The organism is Planctopirus limnophila DSM 3776, from assembly GCF_000092105.1.
Classification (GTDB): domain Bacteria; phylum Planctomycetota; class Planctomycetia; order Planctomycetales; family Planctomycetaceae; genus Planctopirus; species Planctopirus limnophila.
On the sequence record NC_014148.1, the window covers coordinates 931,704 to 955,627 of the forward strand.

At 53.2% G+C, this 23,924-nt stretch carries 22 protein-coding genes; 20 read left to right on the top strand and 2 right to left on the bottom strand.

What is annotated here, in order from left to right; translation table 11 throughout:
- Positions 1-19: 19 nt before the first annotated feature.
- The 8 genes from PLIM_RS03790 to PLIM_RS03825 all read left to right on the top strand — a co-directional run bounded on the left by PLIM_RS03790 (position 20) and on the right by PLIM_RS03825 (position 8,702).
- On the top strand, positions 20-1,576 hold the full coding sequence (locus tag PLIM_RS03790; protein ID WP_052301480.1) for an alkaline phosphatase family protein: 1,557 nt from the start codon (positions 20-22) through the stop codon (positions 1,574-1,576).
- Positions 1,577-1,813: 237 nt separating this feature from the next.
- Positions 1,814-2,770, top strand: coding sequence for a bifunctional riboflavin kinase/FAD synthetase (locus PLIM_RS03795; RefSeq protein WP_230849388.1), 957 nt, complete (start codon positions 1,814-1,816; stop codon positions 2,768-2,770).
- A 272-nt stretch (positions 2,771-3,042) separates the two neighbouring features.
- Positions 3,043-4,047 carry a diacylglycerol/lipid kinase family protein gene (locus tag PLIM_RS03800; protein ID WP_196349524.1) on the top strand — a complete coding sequence of 335 codons (1,005 nt, stop codon included), beginning with the start codon at positions 3,043-3,045 and terminating at the stop codon, positions 4,045-4,047.
- A 119-nt stretch (positions 4,048-4,166) separates the two neighbouring features.
- Entirely contained in the window at positions 4,167-5,807 is a 1,641-nt protein-coding gene (locus tag PLIM_RS03805) for a sigma-54-dependent transcriptional regulator (protein ID WP_041402860.1), read from the top strand.
- A gap of 44 nt (positions 5,808-5,851) precedes the next feature.
- Complete coding sequence (locus PLIM_RS03810; protein WP_013108995.1) at positions 5,852-6,223, top strand: Hpt domain-containing protein; 372 nt, start codon at positions 5,852-5,854, stop codon at positions 6,221-6,223.
- A gap of 494 nt (positions 6,224-6,717) precedes the next feature.
- Positions 6,718-7,101 carry a hypothetical protein gene (locus PLIM_RS24670; RefSeq protein ID WP_230849389.1) on the top strand — a complete coding sequence of 128 codons (384 nt, stop codon included), beginning with the start codon at positions 6,718-6,720 and terminating at the stop codon, positions 7,099-7,101.
- Positions 7,102-7,105: 4 nt separating this feature from the next.
- Positions 7,106-7,771: a lysophospholipid acyltransferase family protein gene (locus PLIM_RS03820; RefSeq protein WP_013108996.1), complete on the top strand. Its 666-nt coding sequence runs from the start codon at positions 7,106-7,108 to the stop codon at positions 7,769-7,771.
- On the top strand, positions 7,758-8,702 hold the full coding sequence (locus PLIM_RS03825; protein ID WP_013108997.1) for a phosphatidate cytidylyltransferase: 945 nt from the start codon (positions 7,758-7,760) through the stop codon (positions 8,700-8,702). The genes PLIM_RS03820 and PLIM_RS03825 overlap by 14 nt, the downstream gene beginning before the upstream one ends.
- 53 nt (positions 8,703-8,755) lie before the next feature.
- Here PLIM_RS03825 and PLIM_RS03830 read toward each other — a convergent pair whose 3' ends face one another.
- The gene (locus PLIM_RS03830; protein ID WP_013108998.1) at positions 8,756-9,712 is read right to left on the bottom strand and encodes an ornithine cyclodeaminase family protein; all 957 of its coding nucleotides are present in this window, start codon (positions 9,710-9,712) and stop codon (positions 8,756-8,758) included.
- Positions 9,713-9,775: 63 nt separating this feature from the next.
- On the bottom strand, positions 9,776-11,311 hold the full coding sequence (gene xylB / locus PLIM_RS03835; protein ID WP_013108999.1) for a xylulokinase: 1,536 nt from the start codon (positions 11,309-11,311) through the stop codon (positions 9,776-9,778).
- A 538-nt stretch (positions 11,312-11,849) separates the two neighbouring features.
- On the opposite strand from xylB, the gene PLIM_RS03845 reads away from it, so the two are divergent.
- From PLIM_RS03845 to PLIM_RS03895, 12 genes are all read left to right on the top strand, one after another.
- Positions 11,850-12,032: a hypothetical protein gene (locus PLIM_RS03845; RefSeq protein ID WP_041401078.1), complete on the top strand. Its 183-nt coding sequence runs from the start codon at positions 11,850-11,852 to the stop codon at positions 12,030-12,032.
- Positions 12,033-12,237: 205 nt separating this feature from the next.
- On the top strand, positions 12,238-12,633 hold the full coding sequence (locus PLIM_RS03850; RefSeq protein ID WP_230849390.1) for a Minf_1886 family protein: 396 nt from the start codon (positions 12,238-12,240) through the stop codon (positions 12,631-12,633).
- 111 nt (positions 12,634-12,744) lie between these two features.
- A complete protein-coding gene (locus PLIM_RS03855) occupies positions 12,745-13,269 on the top strand; it encodes a hypothetical protein (RefSeq protein ID WP_041401082.1) in 525 nt (174 codons plus the stop codon).
- 130 nt (positions 13,270-13,399) lie between these two features.
- Entirely contained in the window at positions 13,400-14,149 is a 750-nt protein-coding gene (gene recO / locus PLIM_RS03860; protein ID WP_013109002.1) for a DNA repair protein RecO, read from the top strand.
- Between the two features lie 91 nt (positions 14,150-14,240).
- On the top strand, positions 14,241-15,731 hold the full coding sequence (locus tag PLIM_RS03865) for a tetratricopeptide repeat protein (RefSeq protein WP_013109003.1): 1,491 nt from the start codon (positions 14,241-14,243) through the stop codon (positions 15,729-15,731).
- Positions 15,728-16,321, top strand: coding sequence for an LPS assembly lipoprotein LptE (lptE, locus tag PLIM_RS03870; RefSeq protein WP_013109004.1), 594 nt, complete (start codon positions 15,728-15,730; stop codon positions 16,319-16,321). The genes PLIM_RS03865 and lptE overlap by 4 nt, the downstream gene beginning before the upstream one ends.
- Before the next feature lie 275 nt (positions 16,322-16,596).
- A complete protein-coding gene (locus PLIM_RS24020) occupies positions 16,597-17,262 on the top strand; it encodes a hypothetical protein (RefSeq protein WP_013109005.1) in 666 nt (221 codons plus the stop codon).
- A 501-nt stretch (positions 17,263-17,763) separates the two neighbouring features.
- Complete coding sequence (locus PLIM_RS03875; protein ID WP_013109006.1) at positions 17,764-18,798, top strand: zinc-dependent alcohol dehydrogenase family protein; 1,035 nt, start codon at positions 17,764-17,766, stop codon at positions 18,796-18,798.
- Positions 18,799-19,006: 208 nt separating this feature from the next.
- The gene (locus PLIM_RS03880; protein WP_013109007.1) at positions 19,007-21,493 is read left to right on the top strand and encodes an NfeD family protein; all 2,487 of its coding nucleotides are present in this window, start codon (positions 19,007-19,009) and stop codon (positions 21,491-21,493) included.
- A gap of 222 nt (positions 21,494-21,715) precedes the next feature.
- On the top strand, positions 21,716-22,201 hold the full coding sequence (locus PLIM_RS03885; protein ID WP_013109008.1) for an SET domain-containing protein: 486 nt from the start codon (positions 21,716-21,718) through the stop codon (positions 22,199-22,201).
- 181 nt (positions 22,202-22,382) lie between these two features.
- Positions 22,383-22,991, top strand: coding sequence for a 30S ribosomal protein S4 (gene rpsD, locus PLIM_RS03890; protein ID WP_013109009.1), 609 nt, complete (start codon positions 22,383-22,385; stop codon positions 22,989-22,991).
- 215 nt (positions 22,992-23,206) lie between these two features.
- Positions 23,207-23,833 carry an adenylate kinase family protein gene (locus tag PLIM_RS03895; RefSeq protein ID WP_041402867.1) on the top strand — a complete coding sequence of 209 codons (627 nt, stop codon included), beginning with the start codon at positions 23,207-23,209 and terminating at the stop codon, positions 23,831-23,833.
- The last annotated feature ends 91 nt before the right edge of the window (positions 23,834-23,924 follow it).

The window sequence follows — 23,924 nt, forward strand, 5'->3', positions numbered from 1 at the left end:
ACGGCAAGAATCGTTACTAATGGTGAATCTGCAGGAAGGCCTGCTTCCCGGTCTTTCCCAAACTTTCAGGGTGAAGCTCAAGACGATGCAGAGACTCAATCACAGATCTTTTGGCTCGTGTGAGATTGGCTTCCCTTTAAGAGGCGTCTTCTGGAGTCTGCTGGCACTCTTTCTGGCTTCTCAGTTACTGCCCGGACTAATGACTTCTGTGCTGGCTGATGGCCCTGTCGTTCAAGCGAAAACAGCACCTGCACCGGCTAAAGGTCAACCTTCGGTCGTCCTGATCACACTCGATGGGTTACCCGCCACATTTTTGCGAGACCCTGCCGTTTCGCTGCCGAATCTGAGAAGACTGGCTCAGCAAGGAGTGGCTGCCGAAGGCATGGTCGTGGCGAATCCTTCGGTTACCTGGCCCAATCATACAACCTTGATTACCGGCGTTTACCCCGCAACTCACGGCGTCCTCTTCAATGGTGTCCTGCAACGACCGGGCCTGGGTTTGCCACCCAAGACGGAAGCAAAAAAGGATGGCCGCGAACTTGTTGCTGTGCCGACATTGTTCGATTTTGCCAAGCAAGCCGGGCTGGCGACTGCAGGGATTAACTGGCCTTGCACTCGAAACATCGAGTCGGTGGACGACAACATGCCCGATGTTCCTGAATTCTTCGAATCATCGACTCCAGGGCTGATCAACGACCTCAAGCAGAATCAGATACTCACGGAAGAACTCATCAAGAATTTTTATAAATACAGCGGAACAATCCGCGATGACATGTGGACGGCTGCCGCGACCTACATAATTCGCCACCGTATGCCACAGTTCATGACAATCCATCTTCTGAATGTGGATGGTGTCCATCACAAATATGGGCCGCGAACTCCCGGTGGCGATGCCGCAGTGGCGTACATCGATACCTGCCTGGGCCGGATTCTGGACGCGATCGAATCTTCGGGAAATGCCGGGAATACGACGATCATTGTCACCGCTGACCATGGATTTATCTCGATTCCCCAATCGATTCGTCCGAACGTCAAATTGAAACAGGCAGGTCTGTTGACGACATCAGGAAACCGGGTGGATTCTGCCCGGGCCTACGCCATCCCTGAAGGGGGGATTGCCATGGTCTTCCTGACTGTTCCCGAATCAAAAGCTTCCGACAGGCAGAAAGTGGTCGAGCTGTTCAAAGACTCCGAAGGCATCTCGTCGATTCTGCAACCTGCGGAATTCGCTACCTATGGTCTGCCAGATCCTGCGGATCATCCCGGCATGGCCGATTTGATTCTCGTTGCCAAAGATGGATATGGCTTCAGTGCTGTCGCCACAGGTGATGAAACGATTGTCGAAAGCGACACCACACTGGGAACGCACGGTTTTCTTTCGACCAATCCGAAAATGAACGCCATCCTCGTTATGGCTGGTCGCGGTATTCGGACCGGTGCCAGTTTTGGCACAGAAAACAGCCCGGGGATTGTTCGAAATGTTGATGTGGCTCCCACCATTGCCCATCTGTTGAAACTCAAACTCCCGCAAACCGATGGACGTATCTTGACGGAAGTCCTCTCTCCTCAGGAATGACTCCCGCCGGATGAAATCAGTCACTGTTTGAGTTCGTCCTGGCTAAAATGATGATATACGAATCTATGAATTGAGCAGCGTCAAATGTGCCATGCTTGCAGCTCCGGGCAAGCATGTCTTCATGCCTCTCGATACACCAATGATTTTCGGAACGTATATTATGTGAGCATCACTCCTGACAGCTCTTCAGCATCAGGCTTGACTTGTCGATTGACCGGCATGAGGGAAAGGCGACTTTTGGCTGCAAACAACTTGCCACAATTGCCCACAGAACTGATCTCTTTCACGCCAGAATGCCGTCGCGGTTTTGTAGCGATTGGAAACTTCGATGGTGTTCATCGCGGTCATCAGGCCATGATGGCATTGCTTGCTCAGCGTGCGCGAGAGCTGGGGGGCAGGGCTTTAGCGATGACATTTGATCCCCATCCGTGGGAACTTCTCAGACCGAGTGGTGCGCCTCCCAGCTTGATGACGCTAGAGCATCGTGTCGAATTGCTCAAGCGCTACGGCGCTGATGAAGTGCTGGTCTGCCGAACAACCCACGAACTCCTCAAACTTTCAGCTAGCGACTTTTTTCAGCAAATCATTATCGAAACTTTGGATGCCCGTGGATTGATCGAAGGGCCGAACTTCTTTTTCGGCAGAGAACGCGAAGGGAATATCACGCTCCTGAAGCAATTGTGCGAGAAAGCCGGGCTTTCGCTGGATATTGTCCCGCCGATTCTTGTGGCGGATCAACTGGTCAGTTCCAGTGTAATTCGCTCACTGCTCGGTGCAGGCCAGATGAAAGAAGCTGTCGATCTGCTCGGGCATCCGTATCAGATCAGTGGTGTCGTGGGTACAGGGATGCAGCGCGGCCGGACAATTGGCTTCCCGACAGCGAATCTCACTCAATGCCCCAATCTCATTCCTGCTCATGGTGTTTACTCGGGTCGGGTTCGCCTGGATCGAAGCTATCCGGCAGCAATTCACATTGGGCCCAACCCCACGTTTGGCGAGCAGGAATCGAAGATTGAAGTCCATATTCTCGACTTTGCCGGCGATTTATATGGTCAGATGCTTTCTGTCGATCTGCAGGCCCGTATTCGCGGGGTGACGAAGTTCGCTGATAAAGAGGCGTTGCTGGCACAACTTCATCGCGATTGCCAGGAGGCACGCGCTCATTTTGCGAGTCCATCCATTCACGCTGGCTAAGCTTGATTGCCGGCGGTGCAGCAGAGGGTTCTGGCGGATAACCCTCCAGAGTGAGCGATCAACGATCAGTCGTGTGATGGCTCACTCAAATTCGACTGCTTCTGGCTCATTCCTGCTGAAAATGGCACTCTGGCATGTTCGTTGCATATTTTGTCCTATTGATAGGACAGAACGCCCAGAGCCTGCTTTTGACTGAACTGCACCTTGCAGTCGAACTTCACAAACTGACAGCACGATAAGTTTGGAATTTTAGCCAAACAAAAGATATGGTCATGCCCATCCCGACTCGCAAAGCAGTGCTATGGAATGCACACGCCGGATCCATCACTCACGCCAGAGAGTTGGAACAGCAGCTTCGAGAGAATTCTGAGATTGGACTCTATTCCACTGCGAGCGGGCGAACGCTGGATCAATTGATCGAGCAGGCGTTTGCTGATGGTTTTCAGTGCTTCATTGCTGCTGGAGGCGACGGAACTGCCAGTACGGTTGCTGGTCGGGTTTATGCCCATCAACAGTCTTTTCCCGATCCCGAATTTTCCTTGGGAATACTCCCATTGGGGAGTGGAAATGATTTTGCCCGTACATTGAATTCGCCACTCGAACCGCTCGCTGCCTGGGAAGCCATTGAGCAAGGTTCCCTCATCGATTGCGACCTGTTGCAACTTGAGGCCGATGGTCAATCGCGGGTGGCTCTGAATATGTTCACAGCCGGCAATACCGGAAAGTACCTCGAAAATCTGACTGAGGAGATCAAAGCGCGCTGGGGCCCGCTGTGTTACCTTAGAGGAGTCGTGGATGTCGTGGCCAACCTGCAGGTTTACGAGGGCCAGATTGAAATTGATGGCCAGAAAATTGAGGGAGAATCGTGGCTCAATCTCTTCGTGGCCAATGGCAGATACTCTGGCGGTGGCCAGGAAGTCGCTGCGAATGCAACTCCTTTGGATGGCACATTAAATCTTCTGGCGATTGCCGATGGCCCACCCACAGAACTCGTTTCGCTCCCCGCCAGTTACTTCCGTGGAGAAGTTCCTGAACATCCGCTGATTCACACAAGCCGTGGAAAATCCGTTACGATCAACTCTCAGGAACCCTGGCCATGCACTACTGATGGCGAAAGTTTCAAAGCCAGCTTGATCCACATTCGAGTCATTGAACGAGCTTTGAAAATTATCCAGCCGCAGCCACAGTCCCTCCCATCTGGGGCTTCATCATCTGCGATAACATCAGGAGCAGAAATGTCACAACACACGGGGAAGACGATCTCCTCGCATCCGTAGTCAGGCGCATAGTCCTGATAAAATGAATCAGAGGCCCTGCTGAACGATGAATGTTGTCGGGCATCATTGATGGTTCCAAATTAAACATGATTTTACAGGATGCCTCAAAAACCCCGACCATGGAAAGTTTGAAAACAGTGACACCAACTGTGCTGGTGATTGATGATGACCGTACGATTCTGTTGCAGATTTCTCGCGCGCTGGAACCGTTAAACGTTCAAGTCGAGGGGGTCACGACGGCACAGGCTGGCCTCGAAGCCATTCGCACATTGAAACCCTCTGTCGTGCTTTTGGATCTGGTGCTCCCGCAAATTTCGGGAATGGAACTTTTCCAACGCATCAAAGATCTCGACCGGCGGTTACCGGTCATCTTCATCACGGCCGATGCCGCCAGCGAATCGGCGATTGGTGCCATCAGCATGGGGGCCTACGACTATGTGGCCAAACCTTTGCATCTGGCCCAGTTACAGCAACTTGTTTCCAAAGCGTTGGAAACGCGGAGGCTGATGAGTGTCCCGGTAGCGGTCTCGGTGACTGATGATGATAAAGCCGGCGACCAGGGCGATTTTTTTGTCGGTCGCAGCCCGCGGATGCTCGAAGTCTTCAAAGAGATTGGCCGTGTCGCTCAACAGAATGTCACAGTCCTTGTGCGCGGAGAAAGTGGTACCGGAAAAGAACTCGTCGCCCGGGCGATCTATCAGTTCGGCAGCCGCTCGACGCGTCCGTTTATGGCAGTCAACTGCGCTGCCTTGCCAGATACATTGCTGGAATCTGAACTGTTCGGGCACGAGAAAGGGGCCTTCACCAGTGCGGATCGCCGCCGCATTGGCAAGTTCGAACAGTGTAATGGCGGTACGTTGTTCCTCGACGAAGTGGGCGATATGTCCCCCTTAACGCAGGGCAAAGTACTCCGCTTGCTGCAAGAGCAGCGGTTTGAACGAGTGGGCAGCAACGACACCATTGAAACGAATGTCCGTCTGGTCGCCGCCACCAATCGTCCCCTCGAGCAGATGGTACAGGATGGCCGCTTTCGTGCGGATCTGTTCTACCGCCTGAATGTCGTTACGATCTCTTTGCCGCCACTCAGGGAGCGTGTCGAGGATATTCCACTGCTCCTCAAATACTCCTTTTCGCGTGCCAGGCGTGAGTTGGATAAGCCAGATGTCGAAGGACTCTCACCTGATGCGCTGGCATTGCTGATGGCCTACCCTTGGCCGGGAAACATCCGAGAACTGCAAAGTGTTGTGCGGCAATGTCTTCTCAAATGTACGGGGCCCGTGATCGTTCCGGATTTTCTGCCAGTAGCGATTCTCGATTACAAAGCTGCTCCCCATGGTGAAGCTACGAACCGAGTTTTCTTTCCAGAGAACACCCCTGCATCGATCAACAATGATCCTTCTTCCACTGCCGGAGTGCGACCTCTTTCGCAACTTCCGGAGGACTCGTCTATCGCGGGTGTTGCTCCAATACCTCATGGGATTCCGCAGACGCATACCCAGGCTTCTGGAATGAGCGAACTGCCAAGCTCGGACATCGGCCAGTTGATTGAAGCCAGGCTCCAGGCCGGTTCGACCAATCTTTATGCCGAAGCTCTGGAAATGATGGAGAAGTATCTCCTCACCCGCGTCCTGCAGGCCAGCCAGGCCAATCAATCCAAAGCGGCCGAAATCCTGGGGATCACACGCGGTAAAGTGCGTGATCGGATTGCCGCCTTCGGGATCAATCTCGACAAGAATGTCTCCATCGATCCTCCACGTTGAGTTCCCGCCGTTGATTCATGCGGAAGATGATTTAAGGATATCCCGTGACTGATTATCGCCACGAAATTGACTTCAAATCGATGATGGAACGCCTCGGAGGTCTCTGGGATCTGGCAGAAGAACTCGCCTCAATGACCATGACAGATGCCTCGATTGTTCTCGGGCAACTGAAGACCTCGCTCACGCAGGAAGATCTCGAATCAGCCCACCGGCATGCCCACAGCCTGAAGGGCCTGGTGGCGACCGTCGGCTGCACTCGCTGTGAAGCGACTGCCTCCAGGATCGAGAAACTGATTGCTGCAGGAGATTTTGAAACCTCCCGTTCCCTTCTCCCGGAACTCACACTTCAGCTCGATCAATCTCTGCAGGGATTGCGGCAGATCATCGATGATGGTCAATCTTCACTACAACCATAATTGAGTGGTCTATGCCAGTTCGATGGCATTGCATAGCACTGGTACATCCAGCTTGCATTAGCGACTCTCACTGTGCAATGATCAGTTGTCTCCTCATGAAGTGATTTGTTGCTGAGACCATTGAACGTTCCTCGCATGGCGAAAGAGTCTTTTGAACACATCGCCTCCGACAGAGCCTCCCCTCTCCCGCAGACCATTGGAAGTTCGCAAGACGCGTTGGGCTGGGCGTTTTGCTCATCTGTTGACCACGTGGAACATTGCACCGAACACGATCTCAGTCGCAGGCATTGGCTTCTCTATTCTGGCTGCACTCGCACTGATTCTCGGTGGACAAAGCGAAATGCTGTCTCTTCAGATTGTCTGCCTTTTAATGGCAGCACTGGGTATACAGTGTCGGCTGCTCTGCAATCTTTTTGACGGGATGGTCGCTGTCGAAGGGGGAAAGTCGACGCGATCCGGCGAACTGTTTAACGAGATCCCGGATCGATTTTCAGATGCCCTCTCACTTGCAGGGGGGGGGGTATTTTGTTTCGGCAATGCCCTGGGTGGTCGATGTCGGCTGGCTGGCTGCTGCTCTGGCAATTATTACGGCTTATGTGCGTGCTCTCGGTGCTTCCACAGGTGCCGGCCAGCACTTTGAAGGCCCTATGGCAAAACCTCAACGCATGGCAGTTCTGACGACTGCCTGTGTGGGGGAAGCAATTTTTGTGTCAACATGGCTTCATGGCTGGATCATGACATGGTCACTGATCATCATCGCCCTGGGGAGCCTGATCACCATTTTTCGTCGGGCGAGAAATATCGCCGTGATTCTCGAAAACGCTCCTCTGGAAAAGAAATCGATACCAGCCACATCTTCACCGCCGGAAGGAGTCTAGAAACATGCAACAGATTTCTGCCGCATGCCTGCGACTGCTGACTGGACTTCGCGCTGAATGGCAAGGCTGCCTTCCTTCAGTCGAGCCTCGCGTCTATTTTGCTAATCACACCAGTCACCTGGATGCCCCTGCCATCTGGGCCTCGCTTCCTTCAATTTGCCGGGCAACCACACGCCCTGTGGCTGCTCAAGACTACTGGACGGCAGGGCCTTTCAGGCGATTTATTGCCAGCCGCGTGATGAATGCGATTCTGATTGATCGTAAACTCCCTACGGCCCGCAACAATCCGGTGACGTTCATTCGGCAGGCCATTGAAGAAGGGGCTTCGGTGATCGTTTTTCCGGAGGGAACCCGTTCGCCCGATGGACAGATTCAGGAATTCAAGAGTGGGCTTTACCACCTCGCCCGCGATTTGCCACATGTGGAATTTATCCCGGTCTACCTCGAAAACCTGAATCGAATTCTGCCCAAGGGTGAGTTCATCCCGTTACCAATCATTGCACGGGCCACATTTGGAGCACCGTTAGGATGGATCGAATCCGAGGGCAGACACGATTTTCTCAATCGCGCCAGACAAAGTATTATCGCGCTAATGCAGCAAACGTTAATCGAACCAATGGAAAGCGCCCCCCTTCACCCAGCCGAGACCTTTGCGAATGAATTGGCCTGATCGCGAACTCGGCTGTTTAATCATCGGTACATTCATAGCGTTAGGCTGCGCCAGTCTTATGGGATTGATTCTCAGGTGGCAATGCGGTCCCACGAAGACGATTGAAAATCTCAATTCCCGCATCATGGCCTGGTGGTTCATGATTCTGGTTTTTCTGGGAGCAGTACTCTCTGGCCCGATCGTGGTTGTGGTGCTGTTTGGATTACTTTCATTACTGGCACTCCGCGAATTTCTCACTCTGACACCCACACGACTGGGTGATCATCGTGCGTTGTTCTGGGCGTTTTTCGTGGTTCTTCCCATTCAGTACATCATTCTTGGAATCCACTGGTATGCGTTTTTTTCAATCTTTATTCCGGTCTATGTGTACCTCATTCTCCCTATTCGCAGCGCGGCAGCAGGAGATGTCCAGAACTTCCTCACGAGAACGGCCATTATCCAATGGGGGCTCATGATCTGTGTTTACTGCCTTAGTCATGGCCCGGCACTTCTCACGATGCTCGAGATACCTGACTATCCCACACGCGACGGAAAACTTCTCTGCTATCTCGTTCTCATCTGCGAGGCGAGCGATGTACTGCAGTATGTTTGCGGGAAACTGTTTGGTAAGCATCCCGTAGCTCCCAAGGTCAGCCCTTCCAAAACGTGGGAAGGATTGATCGGTGGAGTGGCATTAACCGTTGGTCTGGGGACCGCACTCTGGTGGGTGACCCCATTCTCGCCACAAGCTGCTGCGGGGATGTCTCTCACGATTTGCCTGGCCGGCTTTGGTGGAGGTCTCGTTATGTCTGCCATCAAACGAGATCGAGGCGTTAAAGACTGGGGGCAGGCCATTGCAGGTCATGGCGGAATACTGGACCGGCTCGACTCATTTTGCTTCGCCGCGCCGTTCTTCTTTCACTTCACGCGATATTTCTACAGCACGATTTGAGAGTTGCTTTAAGCTCACCTACCAGCATGCACGCTCTCGATCGGACCTGCCGTTCAGAATGGCAGTGGTTGACCCAGGCCTTCTTCGCGGGCACGGATATAAACCTGTGTCCCGAGAATAATGTCCTGTATCGCCAGGCCCACCGATTTGAAGAGCGTGATGTCGTCTTCGTGAGCCCGCCCTGTCTGTTCACCCACCAGCACTCGCCCCAGTTCCTGCACACGCTGCCATTCCAGGCAGCCGGCCTCAATCGCTGCGACAAAATCGCCCGCTTCGTTCTGGCAGGCAGCCAGATCATCACAGGCAATCCAGTCACTGCGGCGTATTGTTTCCAGATCGATCTCGGCTCGCGACAGATGATTACTTCCCACCACACACAGGTGAGTGCCGGGTGTTAACGAAGCGCCTTGAAACACCGGGCTTTTACTGGTGGTGGCACACACCACAATGTCCTTCTCACTGGCAGCATCATCGGGGCTGTGTACCGGAATCGTCGGGACATCGCAAAGCTGTGAGACTTCATCGGCAAACTGCGAACACTTCTCACTGTTTCGTGAGTAGACTTCAATACGCTCGATAGGGCGGCTCATGCAGATGGCCTGCAACTGAGTGCGCGCCTGCAGCCCTGAGCCGAAGCAACCGACCAACTGCGATTCAGGATTGGACATTAACCTGCAGGAAAGTCCTGAGGCCGCCCCGGTGCGTAGCTGACCGAGATAATCCGCCTCCATGACACATAAAGGCTTTCCCGTTTCGGCATCCCACAAAGTGACCAGGAACTGGGCACCTTGCTTTGTCGTGGTGTACGACTTGGTGCCCAGAATCTTCACCCCGGTCGAGGCCGCTGACATACTGTGGAGAATCACTCCGGGAATCGACGCCCGGCTGCGCGGAATGTTCACCGCATGCCCGGTCGCCAGTTCCTGAAACGCCTGTTCTGCCGCTGCCAATGCCAGAGGCATATCGGCTACAAATCGAACGTCCCCTTCTGAGAGAAAGAATGCCGTCATGATGGTTGTCTCTAGGAGGGGAATTGTTCGTCATCGAGCCAGATCTATGCAGCTCCAGCGGCTTTAGACATCGACCAGCTTGGCCAGTTCCGGGAAGTCGGGCTTAAGCGATCGATAGAGTTTACCGAACATGGGGTACGACTTGTTGTAAACGCGTTTGGCCTCGGAGTTCGGATCGGTCGCGCCGTTGACACGAATGGTGGCAGTACAGGCTTCGACCACGCTCTTGTATTCGCCAGTGCCAGCGGCAGCCAGAAGTGCCACACCATAGGCAGGCCCCTCTTCCGCATTGATCGTGACCACGCGGCGTCCATAGACATCTGCCTGCATCTGTCGCCAGAACTGGCTGCGTGCCCCACCGCCAGAAACGCGGATTTCGCGAATGGGAATCTTCAATTCATTGATGATTTCCAGGCAATCCCGCATGGCATAAGTGGCACCTTCCATCACAGCTCGAATGAGGTGTGCCCGGCCATGCCGAATCGTCAGCCCCACCCAGGCGCCGCGAGCCAGTGGATCGGCATGCGGAGTGCGCTCGCCCGTCAGATAAGGCAGGAAGAAGAGCCCTTCGCAACCTGCAGGAGCTTCTGCTGCCTGTTCGGTAATCAGATTGTAAGGATCTGTTTTCAATCTGCGGGCATCGGCCACTTCGACGAGGCCCAGTGTATTTCGATACCACTGGAGACTGCCGCCAGCGGAAAGGACACAGCCCATGACATGCCATTTTCCTTTAACGGCATGGCAGAAAGTATGCACACGCCCCTGAGGGTCAATCTGCATTTCATCGGAGTGAGCGAAGACCACGCCGCTGGTTCCCATGGTGGCAGAGATCACGCCGCGTTTGACAATGCCGTTTCCGACAGCACCGGCAGCCTGGTCACCGGCCCCTCCCACGACAGCGATCCCGGCTTTGAGTCCCAGTTGTTTGGCAGCAATTGCGCTGACAGTCCCGGTGATCTCTTCCGATTCGTGCATTTTCGGGAGCAACGAAAGTGGGATGTCGAGCTTGTCGAGCAGTGGTTTACACCAGACTCGCTGGCTGACATCGAGCAGCAATGTGCCGGAAGCATCGCTGACTTCGGTCGCATATGTCCCTGTCAGACGGAAGCGAATGTAGTCCTTCGGCAACAGGATCTGGGCAGTCTTGTCGAAGATTTTGGGTTCGTTTTTCTTGACCCACATAATCTTGGGAGCGGTAAATCCTGTAAGTGCCGGATTGGCGACCATTTCGATCAGCTTCTCGCGGCCACCGGCCTTTTTTTCGATGTCGAGGCACTCGGCGGCAGTTCGCTGATCGTTCCAGAGAATGGCAGGGCGGAGCACTTCGCTGGATTTATCCAGAAAGACACTGCCATGCATCTGGCCACTCAGACCAATCCCGCTGATTTCTTCGGCTTTGATTTTTGCCGACTTAATGGCCTTTTTGGTACTTTCGACGACAGCATTCCACCAGTCTTCTGGATCCTGTTCAGACCACCCGGGTTTTGGGTTGGAAAGTGGGTACTCGACGGTGGCTGAGCCTAGAATTTCGCCGTCAGCCCGCATGACGATTGTCTTTGTGCCGCTTGTGCCGATGTCGATCCCGAGAAAGGCGCCCATAGACCGTTACCCTCAAGTTGTTCGCAGTGAATTCAGGCGCTTCCCAATCGCTGGAAACACCTGGGAATCAAAACCTCACTCTGGCGAGAGCTGTTTTGACTCCAAATGCTGTTCGTGATGTCGTCGACTGATCGTGTGGTTTATCTGCCCTGGTGCTGGTGATTTGTAAAAACCAGCCAGCCTGGGAAGCATCCGTGGAAACAGATCCCGAAATCAATGACCTTCTGAGGCTTTGATCGCAGTATTGTCTTCCACGGCCAAGTCATATTCACCGGCGATTCTTGACCTCGACCGAGTTCATGGAATCGCTGGTTTGAATGACCTGCACTCGACAAAACCCGAGAGTTTAACAGATTCGCGCGTGTGCTGCGCTCCACTCACAAAAATAGCCTGCAATGCCATGATTCGGGCAGTCGTTTCTCCTCTGGCTGGCTTAGTGGCAGGTTTGGCCGACAGTTCAGGAAGTCTTCTGCACGTCAGCCCCTTCTCTGGCAATTGGATGTCGATCGAATTCATCAACTGCCGGTAAAAACCCTTCATGACCCACGAAAAATCTGGACGATTCCAGAAGTTGGGCTTAGGGATTGGCAGGCCTCCGCTGAACTGGCATCGCACAACAAAAGGCCATCATCAGGGCTTTTATGTCTTCGATCTGGTGATTTCTGCGGGAAAGCATGATTCTCAGAGCGTTGATCCCCAAAGTTTTGGCTGGAGAATTTGATTCGAGATCAGATTTGGCCGGAGACCTCAGGAACTGTGATTGTCAATTTGACAATAAAGAGCATAAATTTGCGGAAATGCTCGCGACTTCAGACTTTCGAAACGCTCGACACAGCGTGTATCATCCAATGAGACGCCAGAGGGCTGTCCTATTTTATTCTTCTTACATCCCTCAAATCTTAACGGTGGCATCAGAAACTATGAGTTTGATCGATCGTGCAACTCGTCCCAAGATGAAATTTCCACCTCAGGCTTACCTGTTTGTCACAGAAGCCCTGAAAGTTGCCCAGGATCAGGCTGGAAAACTTCGCAATCTGGATGAATCTGAAGAATCTGCTCACATTTCCGGCGCAGAACTGCTCGAAGGTGTGCGAATTCTCGGGAGTCGCATGTTCGGAATGATGGCTCCCACTGTATTTCGTTTGTGGGGCATCGAATCGACACACGATTTTGGCCGGGTGGTCTTTGACCTCGTTGAGCGCGGGGAACTCCGCAAAACCGATGAAGATCAACTGACGGATTTTGATGGTATCTACGAGTTCAATGAAGTCTTCCTGAATTCTTATCTGGTGGATACGACTAAGGCGTTTCGTCAACCGTGACGAATTGATCCACTGGTGACGCCATATCAATGCATCCCTTCCGAGGTGCCTTCGGTCTGCTCCTGCAGAACTGGATGACGGGTGAGGATGGCAGCGAAAGGTCGAGGTATATTGTCTGCTGAATCACAGTTGCGAGATTCGAATTCACCTCCTGATCTGCTGCCCACGAGGCAGTGGCCCTTGTATGTGGCCGGAGGAATGCTCGTTGTCTGGATCTTAATTCTCACCTGTCTGGCGGCTTCCACAGCCAATCCCGTCGTGGTCAATCAACTGCAGATTTCCCTCTCTGATGCGGTGGTGACAGTTGAACTGGGAACCAGCGAGCAAGGCCAATCATTCGATCAAGTCGTAAAAACCTGGAAGGGAGAGCCCCCGGAAAAACTCCCTCAACTTTCCCAGTTCAGCAAATTTCCTGCGAAGACCCGGCTGGTCGTCCCCCTTCAAAAGACCGAAACAGGCTGGGAAGTGACACAGGGGCCAGCCTCCTGGGCTCAAATCCCGTGGGCTGAACAGCTTTACCGCTTGCCTCCAGTGACCACCAACCTGAAGCCTCTGGTCTATGTCGAATCGCCTGATGTTCTCATGCAATTAGAGACTGCACTGGCATTACCGGAGCCCAAAAAAATCTCTCCGTAACCGAGGCATGGCTGGAGCTTTTCCAGGTTTCAGGTCCAGGTTTGGGTCTCTGGCGATTCTCTGTCACTTGTTCTGTATACGCCTTAACTTTTCAGCATGACCATCCCGCAGAGAGGACAGAGGCCCGGCAATGGCGGCAGAAAAGGGGACGGCGCTCATTTTACGGGTCACTGACTTCAGTGAGACCAGCCGCATCGTCGTCATGTTCAGCCGAGAGCACGGGCGTTTTTCGGCCTTGGCAAAAGGTGGCCGGCGTTTAAAAGGGCCATTCGAGTCGTCACTGGATTTACTATCAACTTGTGATGTGGTCTTTCTCAAGAAAGCTTCCAGCGGGCTGGATCTCCTCACAGAAGCCCGGCTGGTGCATCGCTTCCGTCCTGAGCCCAATCAACTCAACGCACTGTATGCCGGGTATTACGTTGCTGAGCTCATTCTGGGGCTGACGGAAGATTACGATCCCCATCCTGAGATTTACGACGAAGCCCAGAAGCTGCTCGAGAGTCTGGCAGATGCTTCGAACCTGGCGATCAAGTTAACTCGGTTTGAATTGATCATGCTCAGAGAGTGTGGCCAGCTTCCGGATTTCGAGACCTGCATGGCTTGTGGAGCCGAATTGACAGAAGGCCGGCTGTTTGGTTTCTGGCCCGGGCAAGGGGGCATGATTTGCCCTGCATGCCAGCGCGACGACTATTCTCAGATTCCTGTTCACGCGGGGACGGCTCAGTTATTGCGGCGGATGGCGAGCAATGAAAACACCACCTGGTCGCGGTTAATCCCTTCACCACAACAGGTTAAGGAACTTCGGGCAGTCATGCTGGCAGCCGTGACTCACACTTTAGGAAAGCGGCCCAACACTTTGAAACTACTGCGCTTCCAGTAAATTCAAGCTTCTGCTACAAGCAGCTATTCAAGCCTTTCATTGCTCCCACCAACTGAAATTTCGCACGTCCGACTCAGTGTCATGGATGACCATGTCTGGAACCGGCCCAATAAATTCGCTCCCACGACCTGATCAGATTGCTGCACGCTTCGTCGTTGCGGCAATGCTGCTGGCCCTTTGCGCATTTGCAGGAGCGGGTTGTGCAGCGACCAAGTGGCAATCGCCCCTGGTCTCCGGATTCAAAGAACCCAAAATTGATGGCGTTCAAGGTCCCACCGAAAGACGCCTTCGCCGCGGTCTGATCACACAGGCCAGTGCAACGGAAGATGCGGATGGAGACGAGCGTTCTCTGGCCCCGATCGCTGGTTCCGAAGAGTTCGCAAAGGCCGAAGAGTTATTCAAGGAAGGCAAGTTCGCCGAAGCCGAAAGTGCGTTCAAGAAAATCGCGAAGAAGTACAAAAAGAGCGAGATTCGAGAGGACGCCCTCTTCATGCAGGCGGAATCTGCTTTCCAGAGACAGCACTATGCCGACGCTTATGACATCGTCGCTGTACTGCTGAAAGAGTATCCATCATCCCGGTATCTGGATTCGATCTCGCGACGTCTCTTTGAAATTGCCCGGATCTGGTTGAATGATCCCAAGGTTGCTCAAATCGATGAAATTCAGCAGACCAATCTGCAAAATCCAGGCGAACGACTTCCGCCACCTTCCCCAGTGGAAGATAAGAAACAAAGCGCCTTTGCTCTCAATCTGTTCGACGAGAAGAAGCCCGTTTTTGATCCCGAAGGAAATGCAATCGCTGCCTTACGGGCGATCTGGCTCAATGACCCTGCCGGGCCATTGGCCGATGACGCTCTGATGCTCGCCGCCAGTCATTTTGCGCGACGCAGCAAATGGGCCGAAGCTGATAACTACTTCTCACTTCTGCGAGAGCAGTATCCGAACAGCCCGCACGTTCAAAAGGCGTTTTTGCTGGGTTCTCACGTCAAATTGATGTCTTATGAAGGGGCTGGCTACGATGGCCGCCGCCTTGAAGAAGCTCGTCAACTTAAAGAGACAGCTCTCCGCCTCTACCCGGAAGCTGAAGATCGCGCCCGTCTGGAAAAAGAACTGGCTGGGATTGAGGAAGCCGAAGTTGCTCGCCTCTGGGAACAGATTCGTTTTTATCAGAGAAAACGCCGCGACAGTGCTGTGGGTCTGTATTGCCACATGCTGATCGACCGCTACCCCAACAGTTCCTATGCTCCTCAAGCCCGTCAAATCCTCAATGAATTAGGGCCACAATACGCCACTGGTGAAAAGTACCGTATCGCACCACCGCCTCAACCGAAGCCCTCACTGATTCCACCCATTCCCGGTTTGACACCCACCACGCCACCCGAACTCAAACCTGTTGAAAAGACAGAAAAATCCCGAAGCTGGTGGGGTGGCAGCAAAGAGACTCCTGCCGAGGAATCCGAAGGGCGAGAGTTATTGAATCCGGGAGATAATCCACCCGATGATCGCGGTTCTCCCGGCGATAATGGTGTCGATCCACGCACTATTCAGGCCGCAGGTGAAAGACCTCAGGAGGGGCGATGACCACTCCTCGAGATCAGCAGCGTTGTCAGGGAGAATTTGCGCCGCGGGAATCGTTTCCGGCTGCACAAAAAATCTCTCGGCGTGATTGTCTGGCGATGCTCTCGACCTTGCCCTGGGTTTTCACCGGCTGTGGATACACGATTGGAAAAGCCTTCAGTCCTCAGATTCGGACAGTGACTGTCCCTATTTTCGAGAACGATACTTTCCGCCGGGGGATTGAGTACCAGTTGACGGAAGCTGTGCAGCGTGAGATTCGCACACGAACCCCGTTTAAACTGGTGAATGGCGATGAAGCCGAGACACGCCTTTCGGGGAAAATTGTCGAAATCCGCAAAGATGTTCTGGGAGAAACCACCTGGGATGATCCTCGCGAACTGCAATTTTCACTGATGGTGCATGTGACCTGGGAAGATCTTCGCAGTGGTGAGGTCCTCGGTAAAGAGACCGCACCACTCGATACCAGTTCGATTGCCATGGCCTCTCAAGCCGACTTCGCACCTGAAGTTGGTCAATCTCTGGCCACCGCGACGGCCGACTCGACATCGAGGCTGGCCCGCCGGATTGTCAACATGATGGAAACGCCCTGGTAGCGCAACCGATCATGTCGCATGTAAGCCTCAATTTGGCAAAAGTCCAGGTTTTGGCAACGCGTTGTTTCGGGCGTCATTACTCCGCATATCTACCGTAAAAGACGATCGCGCGGGGAGAGTTGAGCAAGTATGCTAGCTGCAGGTCACTGTATTTTGCTCACAAATGTGCGTAAGTACGGACTTTGGGTGCAGTTGGCGTTTGAGTAGCAGGGGTCAAGGGTGCTGACTGATCCCCACTATAAAATCCGCCTTGTTTCATTTGAGGAGGCTAGAAGTTGGCCAAAAAGAAAAAAGTACACAAGATCGAAAATGTTGTAACGCACATAATTGCCACTTTATCTCCAGAGGATCATACTATACAAAACGTTTATACACATTTCTTGAATTGGTGTGAAAGGCATCATATTGACACAAGCGAAGAATTGATTGCCAAGTGGAGACTAATGCCAGAGAAATTAAAGTTTTGTGCAATAATTGTCTGCATGACACTTTCGACACCAATCCCTGATGATATTGTTAAAGAGGCGTTCAATTCGCGAGCTTCGCTGGTGAATGGCATTGCAAGTGCATACATATCATCTCATGGGCCGGATGAGTTTTTCATAGCGTTATGTACAAGTTCATTCTATTTGAGGCCGACTTCGAGTCGCCTGCATCGTATATCCAGTATGATTGAGTTATGCAAAATCAAGTCCTGCCGTCCAATTGCATTATCAACTGCCCTGCTGCATATCGCATCGAGAAAGCAGTACCCAACAATGATTTGCACATCATGGATTACATCGATTGAAAATCACTGTCGTTATGTATTCTCTGAGAGAGAGCAATTTCAAGCAATTGCGACACTTGTTGCTGAGACCACCAGGGACGTGTATGGAACTGCAGATGAAGATGTAAACTATGCTGTTGAGGAAATGACCAGGAATATGCTGAGAGGTTGACCAGAAAACTTAAGCAGTTGGTGATTTCTGGATAGGCTTCGGCTGGGTGGTACGGGCCGTCCGTCCTGATCGATACCCACACCTGCTGGCGAGGCTTTTCTGAAGGCGCCGGCTGGTCTTGGGAATTTCGAATCCGGGCCAGAGCATCATCCCAGCGGGTTTCCCGTCTCCTTTAGTAATCAGGAACTCAGCCGGCGATGACAGATGCCGGGTGCGATTCCACGCCGGGCTCAGCCTTCGATGTTTCCCGGGACTTCACCATCGTCAGCGATCCTTTCGCCAAGCACATGTCAAGAAACAAACCAGCGAAGTTCTGTGGAAAAGACAATAGATCCGAGACAGTATGCTTGACGGTTTCTTTCACGTCATTGCCTTCAAGGATAGGTGTAAGAGCCAGTTGCCGAGTCTATCCTTGCTATCTATTTCTGCCATCATCGCAGACCAATCAAAACTTCAGATACAAACGTGTTGAAGCCACTCGAACATTCATAAGGCGATGCCATGCAGGCTGCGATTTTTCGTCGAACAGGTGAACCCGTAGACGTGATTGAAATTCAATCCATCCACACAAACAAATCACCTTCAGGAGCAGATTCTGCTTCCGCCCATGCTGCTCAAACGCCAGCAAAAGGCATGGTGCGTGTGCGGATGGAAGCAGCGCCGATCAATCCCTCAGATCTGATGACGATTCGCGGCCGGTACACTAAGCAGCCACCCCTTCCGGCTCGCATTGGCTATGAAGGTGCAGGGATTGTGAGTGCGGCAAATGCCGGTCTGTATGGACGATGGCTGGTCGGGAAGCGCGTTGCTGTCCTCGCTGCGGATGGCGGCACCTGGGGCGAAGAGTTGGATCTGCCAGCCAAAAATGTGATCCCTGTCGGTTCCAAACTTAATTCCCTCGAAGCGGCCAGTTTCTTTGTGAATCCCGCCACCACCTGGCTGTTAACGAATCAGAGCCTGTCGATTCCTCAAGGTGGCTGGCTCGTACAGTCGGCAGCAGCTTCGGCTGTCGGGCAGATGGTCTGTGCCCTCGGGAAGCATTACGGCTTCCGCACGATGAATCTGGTGAGATCGGCCAGCGCTCTAGAAATTGTGAAGCGAGCCGGTGGCGATGCCGTCATCGTGACAGATGACGCAGGCTTGTGGAAAGAAGAGCTTCAGCAGCAGTTACCGGGTGGCCGCATACGTTATGCGATTGATCCCGTCGGCGGAGAGTTGGCAGCCACTCTGGTTTCAATGCTGGGTGAATCTGGCCAGATTGTCTTGTATGGGACGCTTTCGCATGAACCGATGAGCTTTTCCCCACGTTCATTAATGACGTACGGAGCCAGCGTGAGGGGCTTCTGGCTCGGTGCTGAGATGGCCAGGATGAACTTATGGAAGAAACTTTCTCTCGTGAAGACCATCCGTTATCTCCAGGAACGCAGAATTCTGCGAACCGAAGTGGGATTGCAGTTTCCTATCGATGAAGTTCATCAGGCTGTGCTCGCGGCAGAAGCTCCGCAGAAATCCGGCAAGGTCTATCTCGTATTTTAAGGAATTCGTTCGATGAGTCTCCTTGTGGGCCATCAGGCTCACAGGTCAGACTGCAAACCGATATGAATCTTGGAAGCACTCACACTTTGCTCGCTGGAATTGGATATAATTTTGAACGACTGTTATCAGAAAACCGACGACGCATTTTCAGCATGAGTGAATGATGAGCAGTGGCAGCCCTTCACAACTATTGGCAGGAGCAGTGCCCATGAGTGCGAGTTCGTACGGCAGCTTAAAGATCTCATCCGATCAGGCGAGGCTTCCACGACCAGAAACTCTGTCAGTCAGCAGGACCTCGAAAACGTGGTTCCTGCAGCCGAAATGCCTGCTGCTGTTGATGTTGTGTGGAAGCCTGTGGTTGACACCTAAGGCAGGATTTGCTGCCGTCGATCCAGTGCCTGGCGCACCACCCCGCGAAGATGCACCAATTCCTGAGGGTTCAGGTGCGAAGAGTTCAGGTGCTGAAGCGAAGTCCCCCAGTGTACCGCTCATCCCTCAGGGTGTGGCCCCGGCAGAAAATAATGGTTCAGGGATTGCCAATGCAAATGCGCTTCAGGCTGGTCAACCACTGGGGCAGTTCGTCCGTGTGACAGCACCGATCAACGATGTGGTCTTCAATCAGATCACGGGGACAGCACAAAAACTCCAGGCGACTGCCACTGCCGAAAATCGACCAGCCGTGATGGTGCTCGAAATCGAACCGGGAGTCAGCCCACCGCATCAGGTGCAGGGTCTGGTTCGTTTCCTCCTTTCGGCACAGACACCGCGTGTGCGATTTGTGGCCTGGGTGCCTCAGACAGTCACCGGTCGGCAGGCGATGGTCGCACTGGCCTGTCAGGATGTTGTCGTGAAACCAGATGCTGAGCTGGGAGACTTAGGTCGCGGCGAGAAATTACCCGAAGAAGATCAGCAGCTCTTGCAGATGATTGCCTCCCGGCGGGTCAACCCGCGCGTCAGTTCAGCCGTCTTGTCGAGTCTGACCAATCGAGAGGCCGTGCTGTGGAAGGTGACTGTCGAAAAACCGGGTGCTGGTGGTGAAAAAGGGACAGATATCCGCTTTGTCGATGCGGAAGAACTGAAGCAACTCCAGGCATCGCAAGCTGTCATTCTGGAAACCCAGCGGCTGAAAGAAGCCGGTCTGGTCGGTCGATTCAGCGGTGACACTTTGCGAAGCTGGGGTATGGTTTGCACACAAACAGCCGAGACCAAGACCGAAGTGGCCGATCTTTATCAGTTGCCCAAAGAATCCATGCGAATCAGGCCGGCCGAAGAACAGCAGAAGGTGGGGATCATTCGTCTGGATGGCGTCATCAATCAGATGAATGGGACATTTCTGCGCAGGCAGATTGCCAGATATCAGGCCCAGGGTGTCGAACTGTTGATTATCGAAATTGACTCGCCGGGAGGACTGGCAACCGTCAGTTCAGAACTTGCCGAACTGATCGCGAGTCTCTCCGAGGAGAAGATTCGCACAGTGGCGTGGATTCCCCGTCAAGCAATCAGTGGTGCGGCCATGGTCGCTTTGGGCTGTGATGAAATCTACATGGCTCCAAATGCCAAGATGGGGGATGTACAGCCCATCGAGGCACGCCCGGGTGAAGCCTTTGAACGTGTTCCCGATAAAGTGATGACCGTCATCAGGGCCACCTTGCTGGCACTCGCGAAGCAAAAAGGGCGTCCCGAAGCAATTGCGGCTGCGATGGCTGACCGGGGAACGCGAGTCTTCCGCATGCGGGAAAAATCTTCGGGTCGTGTGTGGTTCATGACAGAGGAAGAGGCTGAAGCCGCTGGCGATTTGTGGGAAAAAGGGCCTCAACTTGAAGAGACTCGCGGCGAAATGGTGATCACGCTCACGGCACCACGAGCTGTTGAACTCAAAATGGCAGACGGCATTGTTCCGGATCTGGATGCGCTTAAGGAAAAACTGGGGATTTCTGCAGAGCTTAGGCTCCAGCCGATCAAACCCAGTTGGGTCGATTCACTGGTCTTTGTGTTGAATACCACCCCCATGAAGGTCTTGCTGTTGATGGTGGCACTGGGGGCACTTTACCTTGAAGCTCACTTCTTCACCGGGATTTTGAGTATTGTCTCGGCCACCAGCTTTACGCTGTTTTTCTGGGCTGCGTTTTTAGGAGGAACTGCCGGTTGGCTGGAAGTCTCGCTTTTCCTCCTGGGAGTGGTGTTGATCGCCATGGAGATTTTCGTGATTCCAGGGTTTGGAGTCACCGGGATCTCAGGGATCCTCCTGGTGCTGACTTCGCTGGTCATGGCCATTGAATCGTTTCGCCATGTCGATGCCTGGGGAGCCTCCATCAATATCGCTCATGGATTAGGCACCATCTCGGCAGCGATGGTGGGTGTGATGATCTTTGGATTTTTCGTGAGCAAGTACCTCCCGAACCTCCCCTGGATGGAAGCCATGATCCTGGCACCTCCTGGTGGAGCAGCGGCTATCGAAGCCACCGGCAGACCTCGTTTAAGGCATGACGAACTCCAGGCGATTTCTGCGGACTTAATGGGAGCTCATGGTGTGGCCACCACTGTGCTAAGGCCTTCCGGTAAAGCTCGAGTCGGGCAGCAGATTCTGGATGTGGTGAGTGATGGTGGCTTTGTTCAACCGGGAACTCCCATCGAAGTCATTTCTGTCGATGGAGTACGGATCGTCGTACGACCGGCTGAAAGTCACCCGGTGTAATTCCACTCGCAAAGCGATACCTTTCCGTGCCGTTCCCAAAGAGATTTTGCGAACAACACCGCATGCGGGGGAATGCTCATCGCGGAATCACGCTCAGCCGACCGTTATCATGTGGATTGTTATCGAGAGTTGATGGATTCATCAGAGATCGGGATCTTCCATCCCGTGTCAATATTCGAGATGATTCCGTGAAACGTGCGGCCCGGAGAAAAGGACAGCAAGATGCCGGCTTGGTATGAGATTATTCGAGTGGGTAAAGTTCCTTATGGGAAAGGCGTCTTTGCCATCCGGACAATTACCGCAGGCGAGACAATCGGGAAGGTCACCGGAAAAGTGATCGATGATCCGGAGTACACTTCGACTTACTGCATCGATCTGGGAGATGGGGTTAAGTCGCTGGAGCCACGGGGCCCGTTCCGCTATTTGAATCATTGCTGCGAGCCGAATGCGAAATTGTTTCTGCATGAAACAGTCTATGAAGACGGCACACCCGGCCCGACGGAAGTGACGGTTGAGGCTCTCTGCACGATTGAGCCCGAGGAAGAAGTCCGCATCGACTACGCCTGGGACATTGTTGGGGCGATTCCCTGCTTATGCGGCGCCAGCCAATGCCGGGGTTGGATTGTCGATCCCGAGCAGCTTCCCAAGTTATTGAAAAAGCAGAAAAAACTGACGGAACGCGACAAAGCCCCACAAAAATCGAAGTAACATATTGCCCAGGAATATGTTGCATCGAAACATCTTTACCGTTAGGGCAAGATTCAGTCGGGATCAAATCCTCTGTATGGTTGACGACAGGCGGAGCAATCGCCATGATTCGCGGTTTCTGGCTTTGAACCAACAAGAGCTTTTGGGTGCGCACGATTAAGGTCGTGCAGGAGTCTGGTGCATGGGTCGTTATACGGGTCCTAAGGGACGTGTGAATCGTCGGTTGGGTGCAATCGTTTTCGAAAATGCCGGTGCCATTCGTGCGCTGGAGCGTCGCAATACTCCGCCAGGTATGGCCGAGCGAAGAAGAAAACTGTCCGCCTATGGGACAGCTCACTTCGAAAAGCAGAAGATCAAGTATTACTATGGCTTGCGCGAAGCACAGCTGCGAAAATACTTCGAAATGGCCCGCGCCAAGAAGGGGAATACCGGCGAGTTTCTCCTTCTGACCTGCGAGCGTCGGCTGGATAACATTGTCCGCCGTGCCGGCTTCACCAAGAGCCGCCTCCAGGCACGACAGGGGATTGTACACCGTCACTTCCAGTTAAATGGCCACACCGTTGACATTCCGTCGATTCTGGTCAAGCCAGGCGACGTGATCACTCTGCGGAACCGTCCAAACGTTAAAGAACTTTATGCCGACCTGGTCGAGAGTGCCTCTCTTCCTTCAGTCGACTGGCTGGCCGTTGATCGCAGCGGGTTTGAGATCCGCGTCATGGCTCTGCCGACAGCTACTGACATCAGCCTGCCCGTCGAGATTGGTCTCGTCGTCGCCCTCATGTCACGATAATCAGTTGTTACGATAAACCGTCCATTCGGGCTGTGAAATTTCAATTTCGGATTTCAACATGCCTGCGGAAATCATCATGAGGCCCTCGAAGGATCATCCTTCGGGGGCTAATTGTTTGTTGTCGATCGTGATTTGGTCTTTGGTCAAATTGTCTTGAGTTCAGCTGAAACGAAGTCCCAGGCGTTCTGGCAAATCTCCTGCTGATGGGCACACTTATGTCCGATGATCGATATCCCACCATTCTCCTGTTCGGTGCCCCTGGGGTAGGGAAAGGGACGCAAGGCACAATTCTGGGTCAGATTCCCGGGTTCTTTCATCTGGCCTGTGGCGATGTTTTCCGTTCGCTCAACATTCGCTCTCCTGAAGGCCGGGAAATCTACGACCACAGTTCACGCGGCGAACTCGTTCCAGATGAATTGACAGTCCGCGTCTGGAATAAGGCACTCCTGGGACACATTGCTGTCTCGCGTTTTCGACCGCCGGAAGAAATTCTGATTCTGGACGGCATTCCCAGAACGGTGACTCAGGCGGAAATTCTCAACTCGACGATCAACGTCCTGAAGGTCATTCATCTTATCTGTGCCGATCATGAACAGATGATTGACCGCATTAAACGCCGGGCCATTCGGGAAAACCGGGCTGACGATGCTTCGGAAGAGGTGATCCGGCGACGCTTCGAAGTGTACCGCCGCGAGAGCGACCCTGTGATCAACTGCTACGACTCGGACAAAGTCGCATTCGTGGATGCCTTACAGAGACCATCAAAAGTCTTGTCAGATATTCTGCAGATTCTCATTCCCGTACAGGCTGACTGGCTCAAATCTTTGGATGAGACACCTTGAATCGAGGTATCTCTCGGATGACGTGGCAGGCCATCGAATCGACAATAGTCTCGCAAGTTGCGATCCAGGGAAGTCGTACCCCAGTGGGTGA

What these genes read in the sequence shown, in the direction of transcription:
- PLIM_RS03790 (WP_052301480.1), top strand. Translation starts at nt 20, where the DNA reads ATGGTGAATCTGCAGGAAGGCCTGCTTCCCGGTCTTTCCCAAACTTTC.
- PLIM_RS03800 (WP_196349524.1), top strand. Translation starts at nt 3,043, where the DNA reads ATGCCCATCCCGACTCGCAAAGCAGTGCTATGGAATGCACACGCCGGA.
- PLIM_RS03805 (WP_041402860.1), top strand. Translation starts at nt 4,167, where the DNA reads ATGGAAAGTTTGAAAACAGTGACACCAACTGTGCTGGTGATTGATGAT.
- PLIM_RS24670 (WP_230849389.1), top strand. Translation starts at nt 6,718, where the DNA reads ATGCCCTCTCACTTGCAGGGGGGGGGGTATTTTGTTTCGGCAATGCCC.
- PLIM_RS03820 (WP_013108996.1), top strand. Translation starts at nt 7,106, where the DNA reads ATGCAACAGATTTCTGCCGCATGCCTGCGACTGCTGACTGGACTTCGC.
- PLIM_RS03825 (WP_013108997.1), top strand. Translation starts at nt 7,758, where the DNA reads ATGAATTGGCCTGATCGCGAACTCGGCTGTTTAATCATCGGTACATTC.
- PLIM_RS03830 (WP_013108998.1), bottom strand. Translation starts at nt 9,712, where the DNA reads ATGACGGCATTCTTTCTCTCAGAAGGGGACGTTCGATTTGTAGCCGAT.
- xylB (WP_013108999.1), bottom strand. Translation starts at nt 11,311, where the DNA reads ATGGGCGCCTTTCTCGGGATCGACATCGGCACAAGCGGCACAAAGACA.
- PLIM_RS03845 (WP_041401078.1), top strand. Translation starts at nt 11,850, where the DNA reads ATGACCCACGAAAAATCTGGACGATTCCAGAAGTTGGGCTTAGGGATT.
- recO (WP_013109002.1), top strand. Translation starts at nt 13,400, where the DNA reads ATGGCGGCAGAAAAGGGGACGGCGCTCATTTTACGGGTCACTGACTTC.
- PLIM_RS03865 (WP_013109003.1), top strand. Translation starts at nt 14,241, where the DNA reads ATGTCTGGAACCGGCCCAATAAATTCGCTCCCACGACCTGATCAGATT.
- lptE (WP_013109004.1), top strand. Translation starts at nt 15,728, where the DNA reads ATGACCACTCCTCGAGATCAGCAGCGTTGTCAGGGAGAATTTGCGCCG.
- PLIM_RS03875 (WP_013109006.1), top strand. Translation starts at nt 17,764, where the DNA reads ATGCAGGCTGCGATTTTTCGTCGAACAGGTGAACCCGTAGACGTGATT.
- PLIM_RS03880 (WP_013109007.1), top strand. Translation starts at nt 19,007, where the DNA reads ATGAGTGCGAGTTCGTACGGCAGCTTAAAGATCTCATCCGATCAGGCG.
- PLIM_RS03885 (WP_013109008.1), top strand. Translation starts at nt 21,716, where the DNA reads ATGCCGGCTTGGTATGAGATTATTCGAGTGGGTAAAGTTCCTTATGGG.
- rpsD (WP_013109009.1), top strand. Translation starts at nt 22,383, where the DNA reads ATGGGTCGTTATACGGGTCCTAAGGGACGTGTGAATCGTCGGTTGGGT.
- PLIM_RS03895 (WP_041402867.1), top strand. Translation starts at nt 23,207, where the DNA reads ATGTCCGATGATCGATATCCCACCATTCTCCTGTTCGGTGCCCCTGGG.